At 54.5% G+C, this 23383-nt stretch carries 27 protein-coding genes; 4 read left to right on the plus strand and 23 right to left on the minus strand.

Annotated features, from left to right (window positions below; all coding sequences use genetic code 11):
• Window positions 1-51: 51 nt before the first annotated feature.
• Both E3E42_RS04020 and E3E42_RS04025 read left to right on the plus strand, forming a co-directional pair.
• The gene (locus E3E42_RS04020) at window positions 52-1074 is read left to right on the plus strand and encodes a hypothetical protein (RefSeq protein ID WP_167902829.1); all 1023 of its coding nucleotides are present in this window, start codon (window positions 52-54) and stop codon (window positions 1072-1074) included.
• A 49-nt stretch (window positions 1075-1123) separates the two neighbouring features.
• Window positions 1124-1294, plus strand: a complete 171-nt coding sequence (locus E3E42_RS04025; protein ID WP_167902831.1) for a hypothetical protein — start codon at window positions 1124-1126, stop codon at window positions 1292-1294.
• A gap of 110 nt (window positions 1295-1404) precedes the next feature.
• On the opposite strand, the gene E3E42_RS04030 is transcribed toward E3E42_RS04025, so the two are convergent.
• From E3E42_RS04030 to E3E42_RS04140, 23 genes are all read right to left on the minus strand, one after another.
• The gene (locus tag E3E42_RS04030; protein ID WP_167902833.1) at window positions 1405-2235 is read right to left on the minus strand and encodes a Coenzyme F420 hydrogenase/dehydrogenase, beta subunit C-terminal domain; all 831 of its coding nucleotides are present in this window, start codon (window positions 2233-2235) and stop codon (window positions 1405-1407) included.
• Window positions 2219-2911 (minus strand): 4Fe-4S binding protein, encoded by a 693-nt coding sequence (locus E3E42_RS04035; protein ID WP_139680597.1) that lies wholly within the window; start codon window positions 2909-2911, stop codon window positions 2219-2221. Before E3E42_RS04035 ends, E3E42_RS04030 begins: the two co-directional genes overlap by 17 nt.
• 4 nt (window positions 2912-2915) lie before the next feature.
• Window positions 2916-4133, minus strand: coding sequence for a nickel-dependent hydrogenase large subunit (locus E3E42_RS04040; protein ID WP_240913623.1), 1218 nt, complete (start codon window positions 4131-4133; stop codon window positions 2916-2918).
• A gap of 103 nt (window positions 4134-4236) precedes the next feature.
• Window positions 4237-5481 carry an iron-containing alcohol dehydrogenase gene (locus E3E42_RS04045; RefSeq protein ID WP_370519588.1) on the minus strand — a complete coding sequence of 415 codons (1245 nt, stop codon included), beginning with the start codon at window positions 5479-5481 and terminating at the stop codon, window positions 4237-4239.
• A 226-nt stretch (window positions 5482-5707) separates the two neighbouring features.
• On the minus strand, window positions 5708-6214 hold the full coding sequence (locus tag E3E42_RS04050) for a 4Fe-4S dicluster domain-containing protein (protein ID WP_048056508.1): 507 nt from the start codon (window positions 6212-6214) through the stop codon (window positions 5708-5710).
• A gap of 1 nt (window position 6215) precedes the next feature.
• Window positions 6216-7274, minus strand: a complete 1059-nt coding sequence (locus tag E3E42_RS04055) for an FAD-dependent oxidoreductase (protein WP_058939501.1) — start codon at window positions 7272-7274, stop codon at window positions 6216-6218.
• Window positions 7271-7594, minus strand: a complete 324-nt coding sequence (locus E3E42_RS04060; protein WP_167902835.1) for a hypothetical protein — start codon at window positions 7592-7594, stop codon at window positions 7271-7273. Before E3E42_RS04060 ends, E3E42_RS04055 begins: the two co-directional genes overlap by 4 nt.
• Window positions 7595-9127 carry a proton-conducting transporter membrane subunit gene (locus E3E42_RS04065; protein WP_167902843.1) on the minus strand — a complete coding sequence of 511 codons (1533 nt, stop codon included), beginning with the start codon at window positions 9125-9127 and terminating at the stop codon, window positions 7595-7597. It abuts the gene before it with no gap.
• On the minus strand, window positions 9124-9618 hold the full coding sequence (locus E3E42_RS04070) for a Na+/H+ antiporter subunit E (protein WP_167902845.1): 495 nt from the start codon (window positions 9616-9618) through the stop codon (window positions 9124-9126). Before E3E42_RS04070 ends, E3E42_RS04065 begins: the two co-directional genes overlap by 4 nt.
• Window positions 9615-9998 carry a sodium:proton antiporter gene (locus E3E42_RS04075; RefSeq protein WP_240913624.1) on the minus strand — a complete coding sequence of 128 codons (384 nt, stop codon included), beginning with the start codon at window positions 9996-9998 and terminating at the stop codon, window positions 9615-9617. The genes E3E42_RS04070 and E3E42_RS04075 overlap by 4 nt, the downstream gene beginning before the upstream one ends.
• On the minus strand, window positions 9989-10705 hold the full coding sequence (locus tag E3E42_RS04080; protein WP_148882371.1) for an MnhB domain-containing protein: 717 nt from the start codon (window positions 10703-10705) through the stop codon (window positions 9989-9991). Before E3E42_RS04080 ends, E3E42_RS04075 begins: the two co-directional genes overlap by 10 nt.
• Window positions 10706-10948 (minus strand): hydrogenase subunit MbhD domain-containing protein, encoded by a 243-nt coding sequence (locus E3E42_RS04085; RefSeq protein WP_058939506.1) that lies wholly within the window; start codon window positions 10946-10948, stop codon window positions 10706-10708.
• On the minus strand, window positions 10941-11273 hold the full coding sequence (gene mnhG / locus E3E42_RS04090; RefSeq protein ID WP_167902847.1) for a monovalent cation/H(+) antiporter subunit G: 333 nt from the start codon (window positions 11271-11273) through the stop codon (window positions 10941-10943). Before mnhG ends, E3E42_RS04085 begins: the two co-directional genes overlap by 8 nt.
• Window positions 11270-11539: a monovalent cation/H+ antiporter complex subunit F gene (locus E3E42_RS04095; protein ID WP_058939508.1), complete on the minus strand. Its 270-nt coding sequence runs from the start codon at window positions 11537-11539 to the stop codon at window positions 11270-11272. The genes mnhG and E3E42_RS04095 overlap by 4 nt, the downstream gene beginning before the upstream one ends.
• The gene (locus E3E42_RS04100) at window positions 11532-11726 is read right to left on the minus strand and encodes a hypothetical protein (protein ID WP_240703293.1); all 195 of its coding nucleotides are present in this window, start codon (window positions 11724-11726) and stop codon (window positions 11532-11534) included. The genes E3E42_RS04095 and E3E42_RS04100 overlap by 8 nt, the downstream gene beginning before the upstream one ends.
• Before the next feature lie 10 nt (window positions 11727-11736).
• Entirely contained in the window at window positions 11737-12498 is a 762-nt protein-coding gene (locus E3E42_RS04105; protein WP_167903166.1) for an NADH-quinone oxidoreductase subunit B family protein, read from the minus strand.
• Window positions 12498-12986 (minus strand): 4Fe-4S dicluster domain-containing protein, encoded by a 489-nt coding sequence (locus E3E42_RS04110; RefSeq protein WP_370519607.1) that lies wholly within the window; start codon window positions 12984-12986, stop codon window positions 12498-12500. Before E3E42_RS04110 ends, E3E42_RS04105 begins: the two co-directional genes overlap by 1 nt.
• Entirely contained in the window at window positions 12983-14617 is a 1635-nt protein-coding gene (locus tag E3E42_RS04115; RefSeq protein ID WP_167902851.1) for an NADH-quinone oxidoreductase subunit C, read from the minus strand. Before E3E42_RS04115 ends, E3E42_RS04110 begins: the two co-directional genes overlap by 4 nt.
• Before the next feature lies 1 nt (window position 14618).
• On the minus strand, window positions 14619-15497 hold the full coding sequence (locus E3E42_RS04120) for a respiratory chain complex I subunit 1 family protein (protein ID WP_167902853.1): 879 nt from the start codon (window positions 15495-15497) through the stop codon (window positions 14619-14621).
• Window positions 15494-17278, minus strand: a complete 1785-nt coding sequence (locus E3E42_RS04125; RefSeq protein ID WP_167902855.1) for a proton-conducting transporter membrane subunit — start codon at window positions 17276-17278, stop codon at window positions 15494-15496. The genes E3E42_RS04120 and E3E42_RS04125 overlap by 4 nt, the downstream gene beginning before the upstream one ends.
• On the minus strand, window positions 17275-18699 hold the full coding sequence (locus tag E3E42_RS04130) for a hydrogenase 4 subunit D (protein WP_167902857.1): 1425 nt from the start codon (window positions 18697-18699) through the stop codon (window positions 17275-17277). The genes E3E42_RS04125 and E3E42_RS04130 overlap by 4 nt, the downstream gene beginning before the upstream one ends.
• Window positions 18696-19190 carry a 4Fe-4S dicluster domain-containing protein gene (locus tag E3E42_RS04135; RefSeq protein ID WP_167902859.1) on the minus strand — a complete coding sequence of 165 codons (495 nt, stop codon included), beginning with the start codon at window positions 19188-19190 and terminating at the stop codon, window positions 18696-18698. The genes E3E42_RS04130 and E3E42_RS04135 overlap by 4 nt, the downstream gene beginning before the upstream one ends.
• Window positions 19187-21058: a molybdopterin oxidoreductase family protein gene (locus tag E3E42_RS04140; protein ID WP_370519590.1), complete on the minus strand. Its 1872-nt coding sequence runs from the start codon at window positions 21056-21058 to the stop codon at window positions 19187-19189. Before E3E42_RS04140 ends, E3E42_RS04135 begins: the two co-directional genes overlap by 4 nt.
• A gap of 337 nt (window positions 21059-21395) precedes the next feature.
• On the opposite strand from E3E42_RS04140, the gene hydB reads away from it, so the two are divergent.
• Together hydB and hydG are read left to right on the plus strand one after the other, a co-directional pair.
• On the plus strand, window positions 21396-22499 hold the full coding sequence (hydB, locus tag E3E42_RS04145; protein ID WP_167902863.1) for an NADPH-dependent hydrogenase/sulfhydrogenase 1 subunit beta: 1104 nt from the start codon (window positions 21396-21398) through the stop codon (window positions 22497-22499).
• Window positions 22496-23380, plus strand: a complete 885-nt coding sequence (hydG, locus tag E3E42_RS04150; protein ID WP_167902865.1) for an NADPH-dependent hydrogenase/sulfhydrogenase 1 subunit gamma — start codon at window positions 22496-22498, stop codon at window positions 23378-23380. The genes hydB and hydG overlap by 4 nt, the downstream gene beginning before the upstream one ends.
• Window positions 23381-23383: the final 3 nt, after the last annotated feature.

Genomic DNA, 23383 nt, shown 5'->3' on the forward strand with positions numbered 1-23383 from the left:
CCCGAGGTAACCGTTTTATACTCGAATGGACATAACACCAACGGTGATACCATGCGGGCGATAGAATCGCTCGACTCGATTAAATTCGACGAACTGCTTGAGAGGCTCGAAGATATGGGGAACAAGCTCCTTCTCGTTAGGGCGTCCGGGGAGAGGATTCTCCTCCACGGGGGTGGCAGGATCGTGAAGAAATACACCGAACCTCCTGAGGAGCTGAGAAACGTCGAGATAGTAGAACTGGACAAGTTCGAGTTTCTCGACCACCTCCAGGGAGAGGCGGAATCCCGGGGCACTCCGACGGCAGTGGAGTTTTCATATTCCCTCGACGCCCCGAGCGACGTCTACCTGCGCCTCGAGGAAGCCCTCCTCAAGGCGGTGTCAAAGGCCTACAAGACCCTCGGTGTCGCCGTTGGACGGGTCGAGCTGAAGGCTTCCGTGAGGTATGGCGCAACCGGTAGGGACATACTCCTCGTTAGGGGGAACGTGGAGGCGTTCTCGGCCGGTGAAGTGGAAAAAACCGGGCTGGCGCGGGTTCTGTCAGAGATCATATCCCGGGAGACCGGCTTCGACACCAGGGTTGTGATAATGGAGTTTAGCCTGACCAGAACCCCGGGAAAACCCGTGCTGAAGGTGCCCGCACCGCGGACTCACGTCAGGGGAGGAAGGGTTCTCGAGGTGCCACTCGGTGGAAAGGACACCGCGGCGATAAACAGGGAGAAGGTGGAGGCGGAGGTCGAGAGAATACTCCGCGAGGCGGGGATAGGAGAGCTCGCCGGAAAGCTCAAGGAGAGCGGTGGAAAGGGCGTTTCGGCAAGGGCGCTGGAAGCGTTCCTTCTGGAGAGGCTTTCCGATGCTGAGGAGGTAAAAGTGAATTGGGTCCGGGTCTCTCCGGCAGGAAACGGTGAATTCAAGGTCGCCATTGGGGCCTCCAGGAGGTCAAAGTCAAGGAGCGACGTTGAAATAGCCGAGATGATTGGGAAAAGCATAGTGGCCGCTGAAAGGGAGGGCAGGGCCAGGGGGCTGGCTTTTAAGGTTTCCTCGGCGTTCCTGGTGCTGGAGGAGGACATCTATTAGGGTTCAATAACGTTAAAAGCTCCCTTCCCTATTTTCCCACGGTGGGAGCATGGAGAGGAAGACGTTCTACAGGATTCTGCTGGTCATCGTGCTCGTCCTGACCGTCGTTTATACTATGGGAATAATGGGCGTCATACCGTTCCAGTGGAGCTACTACATCACCATCTTCATGATAATCCTGTTCTTTTACCTGAAGCTGGATAAGATGTCGAGGGGATAACCAGATACATGCTCAAACCGGTGACTTTTCTCTTTCGCAGGCCTCACCCCCTCAGGACGGGGAGGAGGTCAGAGGCTCTCAAAAGAGAAAGTAACATTAAGAACGGAGCGTTAGAATAGGCACATCATGTTCTTCTGAGATCGAGCGAGCTTTTCCCTGGCCCCAGTGATTACATCCCCAATAAACGGAGAACCATCTCTAACTTCTATATAGCCGCGTTTTTTGGCATTTTTTATAAGTTCATCAGCCTTTTTATTTCTGGCAATGAGTATCGTCCAGCCCGGTTTCGTCTCAACGACTCCAGCGGAGATATCACTCCAGCCACCAGTGTAATCCGTGCATACCAAACAGCCAACTTGGAGATACCGATAAATTTCCCTGATCGAGAGTCTCAGAACTCCTCCGGGATGATGAACCTCTATAACGTCTCCTCTGAGAACTATATCCCTCACATCTCGTCCCTTTATACCATGATTCATGTGCAGGTAGTTTATGAAGGTCTCAAAGGCAAAGGTGCCCATGCAGAACAGGCTTATGATGTATTCAATTCTCTCACCGAAGTCCGTCTCCAGCATTGGAAAGTCCCTCATCTGACCAAAGAACTGTGCCTGACAGGGCAAACAGACCACAGCGACTTGATTGAGGTTATTTTCTTCTATTTTTGTCTTTATCCGGGATGCAAAGGGCACAATGCTCCATTTATTGCCTACCGTTGCCAGGAGTTCTTTCCTGCTTCTTGCGACCACAGCTTTGCCCTCAAGTCCGTTGGTTCTCTTTGCAGTGACAACACCGTCTATAAGGCCCTCGTCAAGGGCATAGTTCAAGATGGCAGTCACCGCACCACCGCTTGCCACTTTTGTGTTGAGGACCTCCCCATCAGTCGCCCTGGCAAGGTAAATGTTGAGTACGTGTCCTACAAAGGAGTCAGCGACGTTGATCATCAGAACCACCTCCAAGTGTTAAAATCTGGGTGGCCCGGGGACATCGAATATAGCACGTCCCGCACCGTATGCACCTTTCCTGGACGAGATTTGGCCGTTTATCTACCAGCTTGAGGGCATGGGTGGGACAGGATAGTTCGCACGCCCCGCAGCCGATGCAGAGGCCGGTAAGTACTACATCATCCAAAAGGTCAAAACCGCTTAGTTTCTTTATACCCCCGCAAATTCTAAAAAGCTCCAGTCTTCGTTCGTCTTCATGGAGATAAAATCTGAAAAAGGACTGGAGCATCAGCGGCGCTGGGGGGCAGCCCGGAATGGAGTAATCAACCTTTATAATGCTGTTTATTGGCTGAAAGCTCCTGTGGTCCGGTCGGGGGTCTTGACCACCACGACAGAAGCGCAGGATTCCGCCGAATGCGGCACACGAACCGTAGGCAACGACAACATCGGAGATTTCCCGGATATATTTGAGTTTATCAAGTATCTCCCTTTCGTTCACGCACACACCCCCGGTGATGACCGCAACGTTGTAACCGTCCGATTGGGGGTACCTGTCCACCATATATGGAGTGTCCAGTTTGACGATATCCTTGATTTCAGGATATGCACGCACAATGCTCACACTGCATCCTGCACATCCACCAAAATCCCTGTGGAGAACATCAATCCTTTCCATGGTCTCACCGCCTTAGCCTGGCAACGTGTGTTGTACATGGGATGCATGGATCATAAAGCCTCACAACGGCCTCAGCAGCCTCAACACTCAACCCCTTTACGGATTCTTCCATGACGGGGATATTGAACATCGTAGGGACAACTATCCTCGAATAGAGTGTCCTTCCCTCCTCTCCAAGTTCAACAATATGCACCAAAGTTCCCCGCGGGGCTTCGTAGACACCGACGCCCTTACCCGGTCCAAAAACAATGTTCTGGTTCCTGAATGGTTCCTTCATATCAAGGGAATCCAGGATACTGCTCAATCTATGGAGTGCAATGCTGACGTCATCAACCCTCGCAGTGTGGAGGTCGTAGAGCGTCGAATAGCTCTTTTCCCGATAGGTACTCAACCTGGCCCTAGGGCCAACTTCAACGGGTTTCCCCTTGTACATCGCTATCATGGTAGTCGATTCCTTGGAACTGGGGTTATCTTTCCGGAATTCGTAGTAGGGAATCAGCTTTATCTTACGAACATCGATGTTGAATCTATCGCCGTAGAAGAGTCCACTGGATAGATACCGGTTATCGAGTTTCTTTTCCCTCAACTCCATCGCAACATCGGTTTGAATGTCCTCGTCAACCAGCAGGTGTGCCAGCTCATTCCACGAGCGGAGCGTCTTGGGTAGTCTGGCCTTGAGGTTATTGAATACGCTCCACTTGGGGACGGGGTTTATGCCTCCAACCGTGAGATTGGGTGGGTGGGTCATTGCCCCCCCGAGTTTTAGCAGAAAGTCGCCGATTTTTGTGTGAAAATCAATCAGCATGAGGATTAACTTCTCCCGCTCTTCAGGCACTACCAAGTCAGGGACCACCATGAGGAATTCGAGTAGATGACTCTGAATCCTGTTGATGAGCCCAAGTGCCTCCCTCAGGAGCACTCCATTTTTAGGAGGCTTTACTCCAATTGCATTTTCTATGGCCTCCGCTGCAGCTATTCCATGGGAGGCGTGGCATAGGCCGCATATTCTCATGACAGCCTCCACAACGAAGAATGGGCTCTTCCCGATGACCATTTTTTCAAATCCCCTGACTGGGGCGGTGGATATAAAAAGGGCGTCCTGGACTTCTCCCCCCTCCTCGTACATTACAAGTTTTGCATCCCCGGATACCCGACAGACTTTGCCGAGTTCAATTTCCCCCAAAATGATCTCCCCCGATTTTCTTCTCAATTCGACCTGCAAACAAGCTAATAAAAAGATTTTTTGAACCAAAGGTTAAAAATAAAATACTCATGAAGCAAATAGAATATAAATTAAATCACAAAGGGCAGAAGAAAGCGTCTCCTTACCCTCTGCCGATAGGGTAAAGTGAATCACGGTATATAGACGCTATTCTCTCCCGGGTAGCCTCCACTGGGGCCATGGAAAGGAGCAGGTCAAGGCTCGGGGTCGTCATGGCCAGCTGTGTTAGCCTGTCAACATCCGCCTCAGTGAACCCAACATCCGCGAGCTTTTCAGTGATGCCGATGCTGAAGAGCCACTCCTCCACCCTCCTGGCGACGAGTTCCACCTCTCCCGGAACACCTTTGGCCTCGGGGACGAGCGGCCTGTACACCTCGGCAAGTACCTTCGCGGTGGCAGGGTAGATGTGCCGGATTACCGCCGGAAGGAGCATTGCAAGGCCAAGGCCGTGGGGCAGGTCCGGCTTGACTGCGCTCAATGGGTGCTCAAGGGCGTGCGTAAAGTGAAGCAGACCGTTGTCGAAGCTTATTCCAGCTATAGCAGAGGCGTAGAGCAGGGCATACCTGGCCTGCAGGTTGTCAGGATGATTGAGAGCCTCCGGGAGATAGTTAAATATCAGCCTCGCAGCCTCTTTGGCGAGAAGTATTGAATATGGATTGGCTACCTTGGTTGTGGCAGCTTCGGTGATGTGATTGAGTGCATCGATGGTCACGTACAGGGTCTGCTCCGGAGGAAGCTTTGTTGTTAGTGCTGGGTCATCGATTGCGTAAAGGGGGTAGATGCAGTCGTAAGCTATGGCCGGTTTGTACTCCTTCTCAGGAATCGAAGCCACTGCGAACCTGTCAACCTCGGTTCCGGTTCCATGGGTTGTGTTTATCGCTATTATTGGCTTGGCCTTTGCCGGGGTAAACCTGAACTCGTAGAGGTCTCTGGCGGTCTTGTCCGGGTACTCCAGCAGAATCGCAACGCTCTTGGCACTATCGATAGGGCTGCCGCCACCTATGCCTATGACAGCCTGAGCCCCGAACTCTCTTCCCATCTCAGCCGCCTCGTCGATCATGTCAACCGTTGGGTTGGCCCTCACCCTGTCGTAATGAACATACTCAACGCCATTTTCCTCGAGGGCAGGCCTGACAACGTCCCATGCGCCGCACTTCTTGTAGGAACTCTTTCCAGTAACGAGGATAACCTTGTCCACGCCCTTCCCCTTAAGCTCCCGGACAATATCGTTAAATTTGTGTATGGCGCATAAACCAAAGTAGTTGGTTGTTTTGCACCTCATCTCGAAGACTTGGTTTATCGAAACGTGGGATTCCCACACCATCGCAGACCCTCCAAATGTACTCATTCGTATATAGTAGAAGCCCAATAAAAGGTTTTTTTGGACCAAATGTATACAACCACAAGTTTGTAACTTGAGGTGTGATATTTGAATCCATACTCGCAATATTCGAACGTTTAATCAGAATAAACACTTATAAATGTTACGACAATGTTGTCAGAAAGATGTTTTGTTTTCTCAACCCATAATGGGTAAATTATGGTGTTTAATTAAACAAATTAAAAACAGACCGCTAAAGCATTCTCCCCACCCCCTCCAAGTTCATGGAGGATATCCTTTCCCTTGCTATCTTCTCCGCGGTTCTTCTCATTATTCTGTCCTCAATCTCCTCAGATTCGCCGAAGAATATTGCCTCGGCGGGGCACATTTCCCCGCACGCTGGCTCCATGCCCTCGGCCCTCCTCGCGGCGCACATGTCGCACTTGGTCACCACACGGATTCTGACGTTGAAGCTCGGAACTCCAAACGGGCAGACGGCAAGGCACATCAGGCAGCCTATGCACTTCCCGGGGTCTATTATCACCGCCCCCTCGTGGTCCTTATATATCGCTCCAACGGGACATATCTCAAGGCAAGGGGCCCTCTCACAGTGGCGGCAGTTTATCGGCACCGGAAGGCCCGAAACAGTGTAGTATATCCTTATGTTGGGCTTTCCATCGTGGATAAAATCACACACCCCCTGGCAGGTTTCACAGCCAATGCAGAGGCTGTAATCAACGTGGAGTATCTTCTTTGCCACATCACTCACCCCCCATCATCCACATGTGCATGCTTCTCGCGGCGTAGAGACCATCTTTAACAGCCTGTCCTACTTTCGACGGGCCCGTGACGACGTCTCCCGCGGCAAATATGCCCTCAACGCTCGTCATGTGTCTCCCATCCACGACCACTCTGCCCTTTTTGTCCCTGGCTATCTCCACGCCCTCTCCGGCAGGCGGTGTGGGGGTCTGTCCCACGGCAAATATAACGTAGTCAACCTCCAGCCTGAACTCCGAGCCTTCAACAGGTACTGGCCTCCTTCTCCCGCTCGCATCGGGCTCACCAAGCTCCATCCTGACCATCTCGACGGCCCTTACTTTTCCATCTCCTATGATTCTGACGGGCATGGTTTTTTCGAGCCACTTAACCCCCCTCTGGATGAGCTGATGTATCTCATACGGGCCGGCGGGGGCTTCCTTTATGCTTCTCCGATAGCTGAGGTATACCTCATCAGCCCCAAGGAGAACGCTCTCAAGGGCCGCGTCCACCGCCGTGTGTCCCGCACCAACAACGAGGATTTTCTTGCTCTCAGGATGTATTATGTCCGTCCACTCCATGTGTCCGAGCTTAGCGCTCTTTATTCTGAACAGGTATTCCAGCGCGGGATACACCCCTTGAAGTTCGGCGCCCTCAAGTTCAGGTGTCCATGGCTCCCATGCCCCCGTGGCTATCAGCACCGCGTCGTAATTCTCCTTAAGCTCCGCTATGTGCACGGTCTTCTCAACGAACTCGTCTCCTGCCTCATGTCCACACTCACCGCAGACCACCTTGGTCCTGGGGAAAAACTTGACCTCGAAGAGATCCTTGAGCTCACCACAGCCCTCTCTAACGCGGTATATCGGAATCCTGAATTCAGGGATTCCAAAGAGCATCAAACCCCCAGGCTCGGGGAGCTTGTCGTAGACGTGCACCTCGTGTCCCTGGCAGACGAGGTAACCTGCAGCGCTTAAGCCGGCAGGACCGGCCCCCACTATGGCCACCTTCTTTCCGCTAGGCTCTGGCCGGGACTTGCACAGAAATGCAAACCGCATTCCGCTCATCTTTCCACCTCCATAACATCAATAAGCCTTAGGTTCCATACTGTCGGGTAGGCACCTTTCATCTCTACAATCCTCTTGAGTGTCCTGGAAATCATCCCCTCCGGGTCGTAAAGAACTCGAAAGTCACCAAATACCTCGGGATGGAGGTTGTGGAGGGAATTTGCCGGCACCACAATCACGTCCAGTCCCTCCCACTTTTCGGCGGCATCGGCGAGTAGCTCCGCCTTGTCCCCCTCTTTCAAAACCACAAGCCATGTCTCGCCCAGGAGTGCAATCCCGAGCAGGTTTTCACCGTAGTGCCTTCTGAACTCTCCAATCATCTACTTCACCCCCGCGATGAGCGCAGCCCGTATGTAACCCTCCACGTCCTTCAGCTGGGCCACGGCAGGGTTCACAACTCTATCGACCAGAATTGGGGAGAGTACCCCGAGAACCAGGCACGCAAGGGCGAGCGTCACAAGTACCGCCACCATCGAACGTGATTCATGGACCTCCCCCTCCCCATCCGGCTTTTTGATCCATAGCCAGTAAAGCATCCTCATATAGCTCACCAGAGCAAATAGACTTGATAACAGAAGTACTGCAACGAGAACGGGGCTTTTCTCTACGTAGGCCCTGTAAAGCAAAAGTTTGCTGAAGAAAACGTTTGTAGGAGGCAATCCCACAAGGCTCATCGTGGCTATCGCCAGGCTCACCGTAGTGAAGGGCATACTTTTTCCAAGCCCCTTTAGCTCATTCAGCTTCCTGCTTCCCGCCGTATGGATGAAGACCCCTACCGCGAGGAAGAGGAGAGCTTTCGCTATCGCGTGGTTTACCATGTGAAACACTGCGCCGGCGGTTCCGGCCTCGCTGTTCACTCCCACGGCCATCGCCAGGTAGCCCATGTTGAGTATTGTTGAGTAGGCTACTATTCTCTTGACATCGTCCTGAACGGTCATTGCGATGGATGATAAAAGGGCAGAGACCGCCCCGAGAATGAGGAGTAGCGTGCACATGATATCGCCAATATGAGAAACTTCCGGGACATAAGTCAGGCTGAGGAATCTCATAAACCCATAAATTCCGGCGTTGACCACCAGGCCAGACAGTACGGCTGAGACAGGACTTGGAGCCGCGGAATGGGCCCCTGGAAGCCAGAAATGGTTCGGCATTATCGCGGCCTTTATCGTGAAAGCCCACGTTATCAGCGCCATTGAAATGGCGAGGATGGGAACAGTGCTGTTCAAGGGTGTTGATATTGGGAATCCAATTCCGTGCAACTTCGCAGAGATGTCCGCAAAGTTCACTGTGCCAAGCCCCCGGTAGATCAGCACCAGGGCAAGGAAGTAGAGAGTCGTTCCTATGGAGCTTATTATCGCGTACCTGAGGCCAGAGTAAGCGGGATAGCCGTCCTCCGTGTAGAACATCACGAGGCCGTATGATGCTATCGCCGTCACTTCGAGCATCACAAACAGATTGAACGCGTCCCCCGTCATGAATATCCCGAGGAGACCCGCCTCAAGGCCAAGGTAAAGGGTGTAGAACCACTCCACACCGTCCTCACGACCCAGGTAGCGGACCGAGTAGACCGCCGTGAGGAACATCAGTGAGGCCGTTACGAGCACCATAACCGCCCCGAACCTGTCCACCTCATAGATTACACCGACCGGCACCTTCCAGCCGCCGAAGGAATAGGTTAACGGGAGCTCAGAGGAATAGACATCCCTGAAGAGTTCAACCCCCATCACGAGCGTTGTTCCGGTAATGAGTAGGGCGTAGCCAGAGATAAAGCGCCTACTCTTAATTATGGTGGAGAGTATGGGGAGTATGAAAGCGAAGGCCATTGGAATCGCGGGCAGTATTAATGGATTCATGCTCCTCCCCCCTCGAAGATTTTCTTCGCGTTTTCCTCAAACTCTTCGAGGATTTCCTCCCTGCGTTTTTCAGGGTCCGATGTGGAGACGCTTATCCAGTTCACGTACACACAATGATCGTCCATGTGGACTGTCACGGTCCCGGGGGTATTGGTGATTGAAGCGGCAACGAGGAAACGGGCGTATTCGTCTCCCAGGTTCAGGGGCACTTTAACGATACCCGGCCTGACATCCCCACTGAGTATCCTCCTGATGACGTCGGCGTGGGCCTTCGCCTCGATTACCGTGATGTACCTGAGAAAGTAGAGCGCAAAGCGGGCCCATCTCGCCGGGTTCAGGGCCTTGCCGGGGTTACTAACGAGGTGCTTCCCGAAGAGCAGTCCTGCCGCAAAGGCAGTTATCGCACCGGTGATTATGTCGTAAGCTGTTATCGAGCCAGTTATGATGATGTAGGTTACGAACGCCGCAATCATCACAGGGACAGACCTCATTCCTCCCACCCCGCAAGCTTCCGGACATCAACCGTCCCGTATTTCCTCTGGATGTGTATCACACCATAGGCCATGAGGACGGTAACCGCAAGGCCGATAACTATCGCAGTTATCGTCAGCGCCTGAGGGAACGGATCAACGCCTCTCTCCACGAGCTTCGTCACACCTTCACTCGAGTACTCAGTTAAAACCGGAGGAAGGGGGTTTTTGACGTCCCTGTAACCGAGGAATATGACAAGGACGTTCACCATATCTGAGAACAGGGACAGGCAGAGCACCTTCTTAACGAGGTTTGGCCTAACCGCCACTCCGTAGAGCGCTATTAGCATGGTGGCTACCGTTGCCGTTATCACCAGAGACGCTGCGAGGCTCATTGCCATCCCTCCTCCGGATTCGCAAGGAGAAGAAAGATTATCGTAAACCCTGCCCCAACGGCTAAGAACTCGGCCAGATTATAGAGAAGCAGGCTTCCGCTCACGAGGAGTCCCCCCACCTTGACTGGATAAACGGGCAGGTTCTGCATAAAATGGAGTCCCCTCAGTAGGGGGTACACCGCGACGCACACTATGGTCAAGAGCCCCGCGGTTCTTATCCCAAGTGCCCGCGTCTTTGTTATCCCGTTCCTCTCAAGGGCCTTCTTGGAGAAGCCGACTATGATGAGCAGGGAACCGGCGGCGAGCATTGAACCCCCCTGGAAGCCGCCACCCGGGGTGAGGTGCCCGTGGAACGCCACCGAAGCAGACGCCACGAACGTGATGAAGGCCACGAGCTTGACCCCCGTTTTAACTACCTCTGTGAACCCTTCTCCCCGGGATTTCGGCCCGTTAAAGCTCCGGAACACCGAAACCGCACTTATTATGGCAAGAAAGAGCACTGCCGTCTCGAAGTACGTGTCAACGCCGCGGTAGTCCCACAGGATTGACGTGACAACTTCGGGCGAGCCGGCCGAACGTTCGCCGAGGTAGCTGTTCCCCAGGTAGAACTCACCAAGCGCCCCGACACCGACGATGCCTTCGACGTGGGGCTGTAGCAGGTATGCGGCGGAGAGTGTAATCAGCATGATCACCAGCATTCCAGCGATCCTCAATCACACCACCTCTTCCCGAGTTGTTTTGCTAACGAGAAACACCATCAGGCCCGTGGATAGAGCGACGGAAATGGCAACGTAGGCGAGTACTATGTCAGGTGCCATGAGGGTGTACGCTGCGAGGATTACGAGACCACCAAAGAGCCCGGTGTAGAGGATGGCCCTCAGCAGATCCCTCTCCGTGACCACAAGGTATGCGAGCCCAAGGCAACCGAGCAGGGCAAGGGCCGCAAGCTCAATCATCCCAATCCCCTCCAAGCTCGTCGTGCTCAATCTTCACCACCCCTGCCCTCTCAGCGGCGTAGGCAAGCGCATGGCTCCCAACGGATGTCGTTATCAACAGGGTGAACGCACTCAGGAAAGCCACCCCCGCCACGGAGAGCAGTCCCCTGTCGAGAGCAATGAGGCCCGCCCCGATGAAGGGGTAGAACTTTCCTCCCACCGTACCAACGGTTGCAGCATGGAGCCTTAGGTAGAAGTTTCTAAAGCGATGCATCCCGACGGCCCCAAATATATCACAGACTGCCCCTACGATGAGCAGTACAACCCCGACGAGCGAGAGTATCATACCCCCACCTCCCCTTTAACGAGGTACTTTGACGCGAACACGTCGAGCACGAACGCCCAGAGAACAAGGAAGAAGGCTCCCCCTGCGAGCAGGTTGTTTTCGTAGTACACCGCTACGAGGAGTGCAATCAATGCGACGTCAAGGCTTACACAATCTCCCGCGAGTATTGAATCGAGAACCGTGGGGCCCAGTAGCACCCTTATGAAATAGACTACCCCCGCAACTCCGTAGAGCGCCATCAGGACGGGAATTGTGTGCTCAAACATCAGGAACCCACCCCACCGTGATTTCTCCTTTCCTGAGGGCCTCCAGATGTTTTTCTACGATCCTCCTGTCCTCCCTGGGGAACGCTTCGATGTCAAGGACACCTTTCTCCAGCAGACTCGCGGTTTCGGGGCTTATCTCGCAGATTACCTCCTCAACCAGTGCACTGGACTCGAAGTGGTCCAGCACCCGGGAAACCTCATTTTGGAAGCCCAACGAGCGCCCTCTTCGCAGCAAGTATGCCCTCATAAGTTCTCACCACCTCAAGATAGTAGGAATAAAGCTTCTCAAGGCCATATCTGAGCCTAGAATCGCCCTCGTCATTTATGGTCTTCTCAACGAGTTTTTCCAACTCTTCTTTGCTTTCGGAGCTTTCAACGAGTTCCATAAAGCGTCTGAGCAGAGAGTAACCATCGAAATAGCCCAGCTCCTTCCTTATCCTTGCGCGGAGAAGGACCTCCACCCACGCGTTGAAGCTCTCCCTCGGGAGAACGAAGGTGCCCTCACTGAACCGCCTTCCCCTGACTTTTTTCTCCACGATGTTTTTGAGGAGCGCAACGCCGTAGAGGATTTCCTCTGGCCTCGGGGGGCATCCCGGGATGTAGAGGTGCACAGGCAGGAACTCTGAGGTTCCACCCTTCAGAGGGTATTCAAGGGACTCCCTGTACTCGCGCCTCAGGGCGTAGCTGTCGTGAAATATCCCTCCGGAACACGCACAGGTTCCTACGGCTATGACAATCCTCGGCTTTGGTGGCATGGCTTCGTAGGCCATCTTGGCCGCGTGGTATGCCTGCCTCGTTAAGGGTCCGGTGACCAGGAGGGCGTGGGCGTGCCTCGGCGTTGGGACGAGCTTTACTCCGAGCCTCTCTATGTCATAGTATGGGGTGAGCACGTCCAGTATCTCTATGTCGCAGCCGTTGCAGGCCCCGGTATTCACGTGGAAGACCCAAAGGGATTTCATCACGGCTCCACCTCCCCGAACTTGGTGGCATTGAGTACCGTCAGCTTCAGCTTGCACTCGGAACAGAGGGGGAGTTTTTCCCTCACCCTGTCAAAGTCAAGGATTCCCCTCGGAATCAGAGACAGTACCTTCTCCACCTGCCTTTCAGTGTAGCAGGTATACTTCCCGCAGCCCCTGCACCTGGCTAGCCTTAGCTCAACGACCTCCACGTGATCACTCCTGTCATCGGTGGCGGCCTCAAACTCCGCGGTGAGCCTGACCGCACCCGTCGGGCAGACTTCCTCGCAGCGGGCGCACCTTATGCACCTGCCCACGTCGAGCACTATCCTTCTCGTCCCGTTTTCGGGGTCGTCTATCCTCAGTATCGCGTTCGGCGGACAAGCGTTGGCGCAGGCACCGCAACCTATGCAGAGCACGGGGTCTATCCGGGGGATGCCCCTGTATTCCGGAGGAGCCTCTTCGGGCTCGAATGGGTACGCCTTGGTCACCGGCAAATTCCCACCCCCAGCCGCACCACCTTTGACTTTCCACTCTCGATATCAACCACCTGAACCCTCTCGGTGCAGGAGTAACACGGGTCGATGCTGGCTATAATCAAAGGTGCGTCCGCTATCGTGTAACCGACGAGCATGTCCGGCACAGTTTGCAGGTTGTTGTATGTGGCGGCCTTCACGCGCCAGCGGTAGATGGTATTTCTGTCCCCCGCCAGAATGTAGTGTACGTTCTCACCCCTGGGGGCCTCCACGGCTGAGATGCCTTCCGCTCCCTCCGGGATATCCCCAAAGTCCGCTAAGATGCCCCCGCCGGGCATCGCGTCGAGAATCTGCTCAATTAGTGAGATGCTCTGCCTTACCTCCTCTATCCTAACAGTGGCCCTCGCCAGAACGTCCCCTTCCTTCTCGACCGGAACTTCAAAGCTCAAATCCCTGTATGCAGCGTAGGGAAAGTCCCTCCTGACGTCGTAGTCCACACCAGACGCCCTTGCAACCGGCCCACACGCGTCCCAGGCCCGCGCCTTTTCTTTTGACAGCACTCCAACCCCTTCACATCTTTTGACGAACCCGCCGGAGGATAGGAGGAACTCCACAACATCGTTGAATTCCCTCTTCATTACATCGAGTTCCCTCTCCACAAGCTCCCTTCGGTAATCAAGGAGGTCTCTCCTCACGCCTCCAACGACAACGAGCCCGTAGGTCTTTCTGTTCCCGGTTAGCCTCTCAGCCAGCCACATGACCCTCTCCCTTATACGCCAGACTTCCATGAACGCGGTGTCAAAGCCCACAAGATGTGCCGCAACACCAACCCACAGGAGGTGGGAGTGGAGCCGTTCAAGTTCGAGAAGCAGTGTTCTGATGTACTCGGCCCTCTCAGGAACTTCTATTCCGGCGGCCTCCTCTATTGCCTGGGCGTAGGCCGTTGAGTGACAGAAACCACATATCCCGCAGATTCTCTCGGCTATGAAGCACACCTGGTTGTAGTTCAGCCTGCCCCTCGCGAGCTTTTCAATTCCCCGGTGGGAGTAGAAGCCCCTGTAATCGACGCCTACAATTTCCTCCCCCCTGACAAAGAGTCTGAAGTGCGCCGGCTCGTCGAGGGCGATGTGGTACGGCCCTATCGCGTGAACACTCGTGCCTTCGGGAGGTCGGGCGTAGGGATACTTCTTCTCGCCAGGTGGGCTTTCCGAGTACTTGAAGTCCTCCCTGAGGGGATAAACACCCTCCGGCCAGTCGTCGGGCAGTATCAACCTCCTCCGATCCGGCAGACCCTCCGCCTCAACGCCGAGAAGATCCTGAACTTCCCTCTCGAACCATAGAGCGCCCCTATGGAACTGGGCCACGCTCGGAAACACCGGCCTGTCCTCGGGGACGTATAGCCTCACGCCCAGGAGTTCTCCCTTTGAGGTATCCGCGAACCAGTACGTTATGCTGAATGCATCTTCGACCGCCCTTTCGTCAGTCCCAACCATTGTAAAGAGCCTTACATTCTGCCCAGCGAGAAGGGACCTAACCATATTCTGAAAGTCCTCTGGCCTCGCCATTATCGTGTACAGCACTTTTTTCTCGCCAAGAGTTCTCTTTTCAAGGATCGGTCCAAACCTGGCCTCAAACTCCTCTATCATATTACCACCCCATCCATCCAACGAGCAGGAAGAAAATTCCGAGGGTCACGGCCATGGCCCCATTTCTAACGGCCTGATCGATGCGGTAGCGGGCACTCATCGCCTCATACACGACCATTCCAAGGAAAAGGAGTGCAAACGCACCGCACTGGAACAGTAACACAGTACTACCGCTCACGAATGGAAGGACGAGCATTGACGCCAGCAACCATATCATGGCGAACCGCTTTATCTGGAACGCCCACAACATAATCGCAAACAGTCTTCCGCTGTACTCAGCAAGGGGACCACCGAGGAGCTCCGTTTCCGCTTCGGCTATGTCATACGGCACGAAACCAGCCTCAACGTACGTCAGATAAATCAGCAGAAGGTATGCGCCGAGTACTGATATTGAGGGTTTTAATGCTGACGCCATGCCCTCTATGGTTAAAGCACCGGTTTTCATCGCGAATATTCCAATAACAACCGCGAAAAGCGGTTTGAACACTATGGACATCGTGACCTCCCTGCCGGCACCGGCAGATGTGTAGGAGCTGGGAACGTTCAGAGCCCCCATCACGACAGCGGCTGAGAACATCGTGAAGACGTAGATAAAGGCTATGACGTCCCCTTCGAATCCGAAGGGTGCCTTTTCTCCAAAGGGCAGGAACAGGAGCATCCCTATGGCGCTCGCAAAGGCGATGTAGGGGGCCAGTCTGAATGTCAGGGAATCCACTGGGGAGTTACATTCTATCCTCAAAAAGCTCAGCAGGTCGTACCAGCTCTGGACAATCGATGGGCCGACACGCTTCTGAATCACTGCTCGGACCTTTCTTGCAACCCCATCAATGAAAGGAACCATCAGAGGCACGATGATTGGGGCGGCGTCCTGAGCGTTCATCCTATCACCCCCACGAAGGCCAGGAACGCGATTACCATCGCCACGAGCACGAGGAAAGTTGTCGCGAGCATCCCGTTCAGCTCCTTCGACAGCTCCTTGAAGCATGTCCCAAACCCGCAGGAGAGCCTGATCAGCGGCATGAACAGTGCCTCGTCAATGTAACCCCCTCCAGTCGAACGGTAGAACCTGCTCCCTGATAGTGCCAGGGACTGGATTCTGTCTCCCGCTGCCGAGATCCTCTGCACTGCCCCCGAAACGCCGGTGTACATGTGCTCCGGCTTTATCTCAAACTCCTCTACGGGTTCCCCGTTGGTCCAGACTCCGCTCTCCCTTGCCCGGGGAGGCAGTGCCACGAACAGGGACGCAATGAGCACAGCTATTATCAGGGTGAAGAGCGGGAGGTCAAGCGTTGCTGGGTATGGAAGGCCCACTGGGCGCAGGAGGATACCGGGAACAACACCACCCACAACGCAGAGGAACGCAAGAATCCCCTCGCCAAGAAGCATTGGTAAGGGAGCCTCCTCGGCTTCGACGTTTGGCTCGCAGGTAAACACACGGTAAAGCTTGAGGTAGGCCGCCAGGGTGAGCGCGCTCCCGAGGAGTGCAACTGCACCGCCCGCCACCAGGAGAGGGTTCTTCGATAGGAACGTCGCCCTGTAAATCAGCCACTTGCTCGCAAAGCCATTCAGAGGGGGTACACCTGACACTGCAAGGATTCCAACGATTGACAGCCCGAACGTGATAGGCATCTCTCTTGAGAGCCCCCTGATGCCCGTGTCCTTCCTTCCTGTCGCGTGGAGGATGTTGCCAGAGAGCATGAAAAGGAGGTTCTTGAACAGCATGTGGTTGAAGGAGTGCAGTAGGACGGCTGTTATGGCCACTTCCTTGAGCTCCCCCGAAAGGAGCAGGTACGCCCCAATGGCGAGGAATATGTACCCCATGTTGTCGATGCTTGAGTAGGCCATCATCCTCTTGATGTCCTTCTGGTTGAGTGCCAGCAACGAACCGAGGGCGATTGTGACGATTGAGAGCACCACAAGCGGGACCGCTATTGAACCCGCCCTACCGAACGTTTCCAAGGTTCTTAACATCCCGTAGACCGCCATTTTGAGCATAACCCCACTGAGGAGTGCCGAAACATTACTCGGTGCAACGGGATGGGCCTCAGGGAGCCAGAAATGCAGGGGGAAAATGCCCGCCTTTGCTAGGAACCCCACGGTCAATGCCCAGATCACCCATGAGGGAACTACAGTACCGCTTAGCGCCGAATAGTCGAGGGTTCCCGCATGACTGTAGACATAGCCCAGCCCCATAATCAGGGGTGCAGTGTTCAGGGCGTGCATTGCAACAAGGTACACGACGCTGGCCCTCAGGGTTTCCCTCCTCTCGTGGTTATACATGATGAGGACGTAGGAGGCGGCCGTCATCAGCTCCCAGAAAATCAGGAGAGTGAGAAAGTCCCTGGCGAGGACTATCAAGGCCATAGAAAGCACAAATAGGGGGTATGCTGCGGTCACGAGGTGCCTCCTGCCCATATAGGAGAGCGAGTACACGGAGACAGCAAAGCCCGCCACTCCCACGAGTATGGCGAAGAACCCGGACAGTTCATCGGTGGCAAAGGCAACGGTGATTCCTGAAATGACGGTGTGGAAGACAATTCCCCCAGTAGCCTCAACCACCAGGGAAATGGACGCGAGCGCCGAGAGAACGCTCACTACCTTTGAGTTTCTGGACACCAGTCCTACGATGATAGCCAGGAGAAACATCAGCGCAAATATCATTGTACCACCCCCAGAAGGGCGTAGCCAATAAAGGCGGACGTGAGGGAGAGGAGGATAAGCGAACACAGTGCCCCACTTACGATTCCGTCCACCCTTTTCGGCTCCCCTTCACTGAATATCATGGAGTTGATATTCCTCAGTGCTGAGTACAGAAGAACTACCGAATCCGCGAGAACCACGAGGAGGAGCAGGATTCCGAGCGGGACATCGTACATCTTCCCGGCGTTGAGGTATATGTAGAGCTTGCTAAAGAACACCCCAAACGGGGGCAGGCCCGCGAGTCCAAGTAGAGAAAAGCTCCATGAGTACGCCAGGAGGGGGGTTTCCTTCAGGCCCTTTATCCTTCCCATGTCCAGCGTCCCGTAGTAGTAGGTAAACGATCCAGCCGTCAGGAAGGCCAGTCCCTTGATGTAAGCGTGGTTCATCAGCTGAAAGAGCGCGGCTTTAATTCCAAGGGGGTTTCCGAGGACGGCAATGGCGACACCGGTGTACATTATGGCACACTCCGCTATCGTGGAATACGCCAGCAGTTTCTTGGCATCGCTCTGCCTCGGATACTGGAGCATTGCAACGGTGAGGGTTGCCACGAGAATCAACGCCATGGGGTAGAAAACGGTGACTGGAGGCTCCATGAACTGGACGACCCTTATCAGAAGGTAGACCCCCATCTCTACCATAGCTGCGCCGTGGAGAAAGGCACTTGCCGGGGTCGGGGCCGCCATTGCGTCCGGGATCCACGAGTAGAGCGGAAACTGGGCGCTCTTGGTAAACGCGGCCACCATAAAGCACAGGAACAGTATCATCTTCTCCCTCTCGGGAAGTGCTCCCAGGAAGTCAAGCCCAAGGTCCCCGTATTTGATTCCATACGCCACCGCCGTGTAGAAGCCGATTATGGCCCCGAAGTTGGGAATCAGCAGGGCCTTGAGCGCCGCCCGTTCCGCCCTTTTACTGCCATAGAACCCCACAACACCCCAGCACGCGAGGCTCATAAGCTCAAAGAATATCAGCATCTGGAGCACCGTGGAGGAGTATATGAAAGCCAGCGTTGAACCAAGGAACAGCATCATCCAGCCGTAGAACCGGCCCTTCTGCTCCCTGTGCGGGTGGCCGACGTTCTTTTCATCCATATAGCGGACGGCATAGGTCAGAAACACCGCCCCTGCCGTGGAAACAACAAACGCCGTGAAGACGCTCGTGCCGTCTACACTAAGGCCGTAAACCTCCCCAAATCCATTCATGTCGAGGAACACAGCGTGAATCGGGTCCGGGGAGCGGTAAAACACCGCCGCAACAAGAACCTGAATCAGGGAAGACAACCAGAGCAGGGGGAGCATTACCGTGTCTGCCCTCCTGTCATCGAGCACGAAGCATACAACCCCGAGATAGGCGAGCGCTATTGAAGAGAGTACGAGCGCAATCATGGCCCACACCCCATCATGTCTTCAACTTTCCTGATGAACTCCTCCCTCCTGACGGCGGCCTCCTTCAGCTTCATCCCCACTATCTCCTCCTCGGTGGCCAGAATCAGCGCATCCATTGGGCAGGTCTCAACGCAGGCTGGAAGCTTGCCCTCCGCCCTCCGGTTGGCGCAGAGGTCGCACTTCACCATGACCTTGAGGCGTTCGTCAAAACGCGGTGTTCCAAAGGGACAGGCGATAGAACACAGCATGCAGCCAATACATTCATGGTATTTAACGCGAACGGCCCCGTCCCCGTCTCTGTAAAGCGCCCTCGCTGGACAGATGAGCATGCAGGGGGCATTCTCACAGTGACGGCAGTTGAAGGACATCATCATTAGTTCGGACGTCTGCACGATGGATATGTTCGGCTTCCCGTTATGCTCCCTCGCGCAGGCCGCCTCGCAGGAGCCGCAACCTATGCACCTCCTGAAGTCAATGAACACCTTCTTCACATTTCATCCCTCCGAATCCTGCAGGGGCAGGCCCTGGATACCAAAAAGTTCCTAAGGGGCCCTAACGACAATGCGGCCCGCACAAGGTCCCAGTGCACCACAACGACTCCCTTGAGCGTGCGGTTTGAGATTTTAGCCCTTACAACCATCCTGCTGTCCCCGACTTCAATCGCAATCTTGTCGCCGCTTGAAACGCCGAGGCGCGATGCATCCTCTGGGCTTATGAGGGCGGTATCAGTCTCCCCCATTCTCCCGGCCAGTAAACCCGGCATAAATCGACCGGAATGCCCCCGAATGAGAAGTATCTCCCCTTCCGGAGGCCTGGATGGAATTACGTGGGCAAACCTTCGCTTTACCCCTGGGGGCCTTTCGAGTAAAACACCTTCTGGAGTCCCCACTAGCTTCCTCGGCCCAGGATATTCCGGAATAAGAAGGCTTATCTCCCTAAGCACCTCTTCGGCAAAGGTATAACCGAAGCTTGGGAGGTTCATGGCCTTTCCAATCTCCCCAAGAATCGAAACCGCACCCCGCGCTTCACCGGGAGGTCTTTTGGCTTTTCCACACCACAGAACCCTTCGTTCGAAGTTCGTCGTCGAGCCGCCTTCCTCATAGAGAAGAGCACTTGGAAGGATTATATCGGCGAACTTGGCCGTCTCGGTCATAAACGAGTCCTGCAGAATAACGAATTCCGCGTTCCTCAGGGTATCGAGGGCACCCGGGATATGGCGGGTTAAATCCGCCCCGAGGATGTAGAACACATCAATACCACCATCCACCATTTCAGCAAGCGATTTCCCGGGGTTAGGATTCAGACCCTCAACAAGCCATGCCTTCTGAAAATCCCCTCTTTCACCGCAGGGGGTATAACCCGGGAGCAGGTCGGGAATGAGTCCCATGTCGAGGACACCCTGGGAGTTCCCGTACCTCGAGATGGGAAGAAACTTCATTCCTGAAATGAAGGTGAGCGTGATTAGAGTCCTTACGCAGGAGGCACCGTTTTCATTCATTGTAACTCCTGAACCCCAGAGAATGATTCCACGAGAGGATCTGAGGATTTCCTGTGCAACGGCGTCTATAACCCTCTCCTGAACCCCCGTCAGCTCCTCTCCATACGACGGAGGGAACCTCGATACGAGTCTTAGGACGTCCTCCGGAAGGACTGCTCCGAAGCGTTCGTCGGTTTTTATCAGGTGGTTCATAATGGAGAGCGCGAGGAAGACGTCCGTACCCGGCAGGGGCCGAAGGTGGAAATCGGCAAATTTCGATGTTCTCCCGGTTACAGGATCCACGAGAATTACCCTCGCCCCACGCTCTCTTGCCCTGGCAATCCTCCCGAGCAGTACCGGGTAATTTCCCGCCAGATCTGCTCCCCAGACTATGATCAGGTCTGCCCCGTCGATATCCGTAAAGGTTGCCCAGTGGCCCCACGCGTCCATTTCAAGAACCGCCCTAATCGAAACCCCATGGGAAAGGGAGGCGGTTGTATCGACGTTGTTGGTACCAAGCAACCTGGCAAGCTTCTGAAATAGATACGCCGACTCATTTGATACGATCTCTCCACCTATGAAACCAAGCATCTCGGGGTCATCGCGGGCGTATTTAGATAACTGAAAACCAACCTCACGAAGGGCGTCCGTCCAGCTAATCTCAACAAACTTTCCTTCCTCCAAAGCCCTCATAGGGCGTTTTATTCGGTTATTCCCAACGCCAGGTTCGAACATCAGATTTCCCCGCGAGCAGAGCTTGCCGGAGCCATTAGGGACGTCCAAATCTCGAAGATAATTTATCTCATGGGGACGTGAATGTTTTTTCTTCACCCCCATCCGGCAACCAATGCCACAGTGAAAGCACGTGACGATGGTGCGCATCCAGCTCCCTCCCGGCGATGAACACGATGGAGCATATCATCATCTATGTTCATTCAGAAGTTGTGATAACTCCACTTAAAGGGCTTTCCAAAACCGTATTTCCAAAACTAAAGGTTCTGGAGCCTTAAAATCAGAAATGCACACTTAGATTCCGGCGTGACCGGAAAAAAGAATAAACTCTTTTGTTTTATTCCTCACATGATACGAAAACAAAACCGTTTCAACCTTTGGTTTAGAATTTTCGGGTTTAAAAACGCTTTTTTAACCTCCGGAGAAGCCTCAATTGAGGGGATAAACATGAGCACGTGTATATTTATGTTCACCGGAGGTGGTTGGGTTGAGATACGTTAAGCTCCCGAAGGAAAACACCCACGTTTTCCTTGAAAGGCTGAAGGAGTGGGGCAAGCTCTACGCCCCGGTTAAGATATCCGAGAAGTTCTACGACTTCAGGGAAATAGACGACGTCAAAAAGGTGGAGTTCAGTTACAACAGGACGATAATGCCGCCGAAGAAGTTCTTCTTCCTGCCGAGGGAGAAGCTCTTCGAGTTCAACCTTGCAAAAGCGGAGTACAAGGAGGTCATAGAGGACGTCGAGCCCTTCGTGCTCTTCGGTCTCCACGCCTGCGACATCTTCGGCCTCAAGGTGCTCGACACCGTGTACCTCGACGAGCTCCCGGACAAGTACTACAAGGTCCGCAGGGAGAAGGGCATAATCATAGGCATCAGCTGTATGCCCGACGAGTACTGCTTCTGCAACCTGCGCGAGACCGACTTCGCTGACGACGGCTTCGACCTGTTCCTGCACGAGCTTCCGGACGGCTGGCTCGTTCGCGTCGGAACCCCGACCGGCCACAGGATAGTGGACAAGAACATCAAGCTCTTCGAGGAGGTCACCACCGAGGACATCTGCAACTTCCGCGAGTTCGAGAACAAACGCTCGAAGGCCTTCAAGTACCACGAGGACTGGAGCAACCTGCGCTATCTCCTCGAGCTCGAGATGGAGCACCCGATGTGGGACGAGCAGGCTGAGATATGCCTCGCCTGCGGCAACTGCAACACCACCTGCCCGACCTGCCGCTGCTACGAGGTGCAGGACATAGTCAGCCTCGACGGTGAAACCGGCTACCGCGAGAGGCGCTGGGACTCCTGCCAGCTCAGGAGCCACGGCCTCGTTGCAGGAAACCACAACTTCAGGCCGACCAAGAAAGACCGCTTCCGCAACAGGTACCTCTGTAAGAACTCCTACAACGAGAAGCTCGGCATAAGCTTCTGTGTCGGCTGCGGCAGGTGCACATACTTCTGCCCGGCGGGAATAAGCTTCGTGAAGAACCTGCGCACGATCATGGGACTTGAGGAGAAGACGTGCCCGGGAGAGGTAAGCGAGGAAATCCCGAAGAGGGGATTCGCCTACGCCTCGGAGATAAGGGGTGAGGACATATGAGCGAGGTAGTTCCAAGGGAGATTATGATGCCAGAGGAGAACCCCTACGCGCTCCACAGAGCGAAGGTTCTCAAGGTTTATCAGCTGACCGAGACCGAGAAGCTGTTCCTGTTCCGCTTCGAAGACCCCGAACTGGCCGAGAAGTGGACCTTCAGGCCCGGACAGTTCGTCCAGCTCACAATCCCCGGCGTTGGCGAGGTTCCGATAAGCATATGCTCCTCCGCGATGAGGAAGGGATTCTTCGAGCTGTGCATCAGGAAGGCCGGAAGGGTCACCACGGTCATCCACAAGCTCCAGCCCGGCGACACCGTCCTCGTTCGCGGCCCCTACGGAAACGGCTTCCCCGTTGACGACTGGGAGGGGATGGACCTGCTCCTTATAGCTGCGGGTCTCGGTACGGCTCCGCTCAGGAGCGTCTTCCTCTACGCCATGGACAACCGCTGGAAGTACGGCAACATAACCTTCATCAACACGGCCCGCTATGGAAAAGACCTGCTCTTCTACAAGGAGCTCGAGGCGATGAAGGACCTCGCCGAGGCCGAGAACGTCAAGATAATCCAGAGCGTCACCCGCGACCCGGAGTGGCCGGGACTGCACGGAAGGCCGCAGAACTTCATAGTTGAAGCCAACACCAACCCGAAGAAGACCGCCATAGCCATCTGCGGTCCGCCGAGGATGTACAAGTCGGTCTTTGAGTCCCTCATCAACTACGGTTACAGGCCTGAGAACATATTCGTCACGCTGGAGAGGAAGATGAAGTGCGGAATAGGAAAGTGCGGCCACTGCAACGTCGGAACGAGCACGAGCTGGAAGTACATCTGTAAGGACGGCCCGGTCTTCACGTACTTCGACATAGTATCAACGCCTGGCTTACTGGACTGAGGT

This window comes from Thermococcus sp. JdF3 (assembly GCF_012027495.1).
GTDB lineage: Archaea > Methanobacteriota_B > Thermococci > Thermococcales > Thermococcaceae > Thermococcus.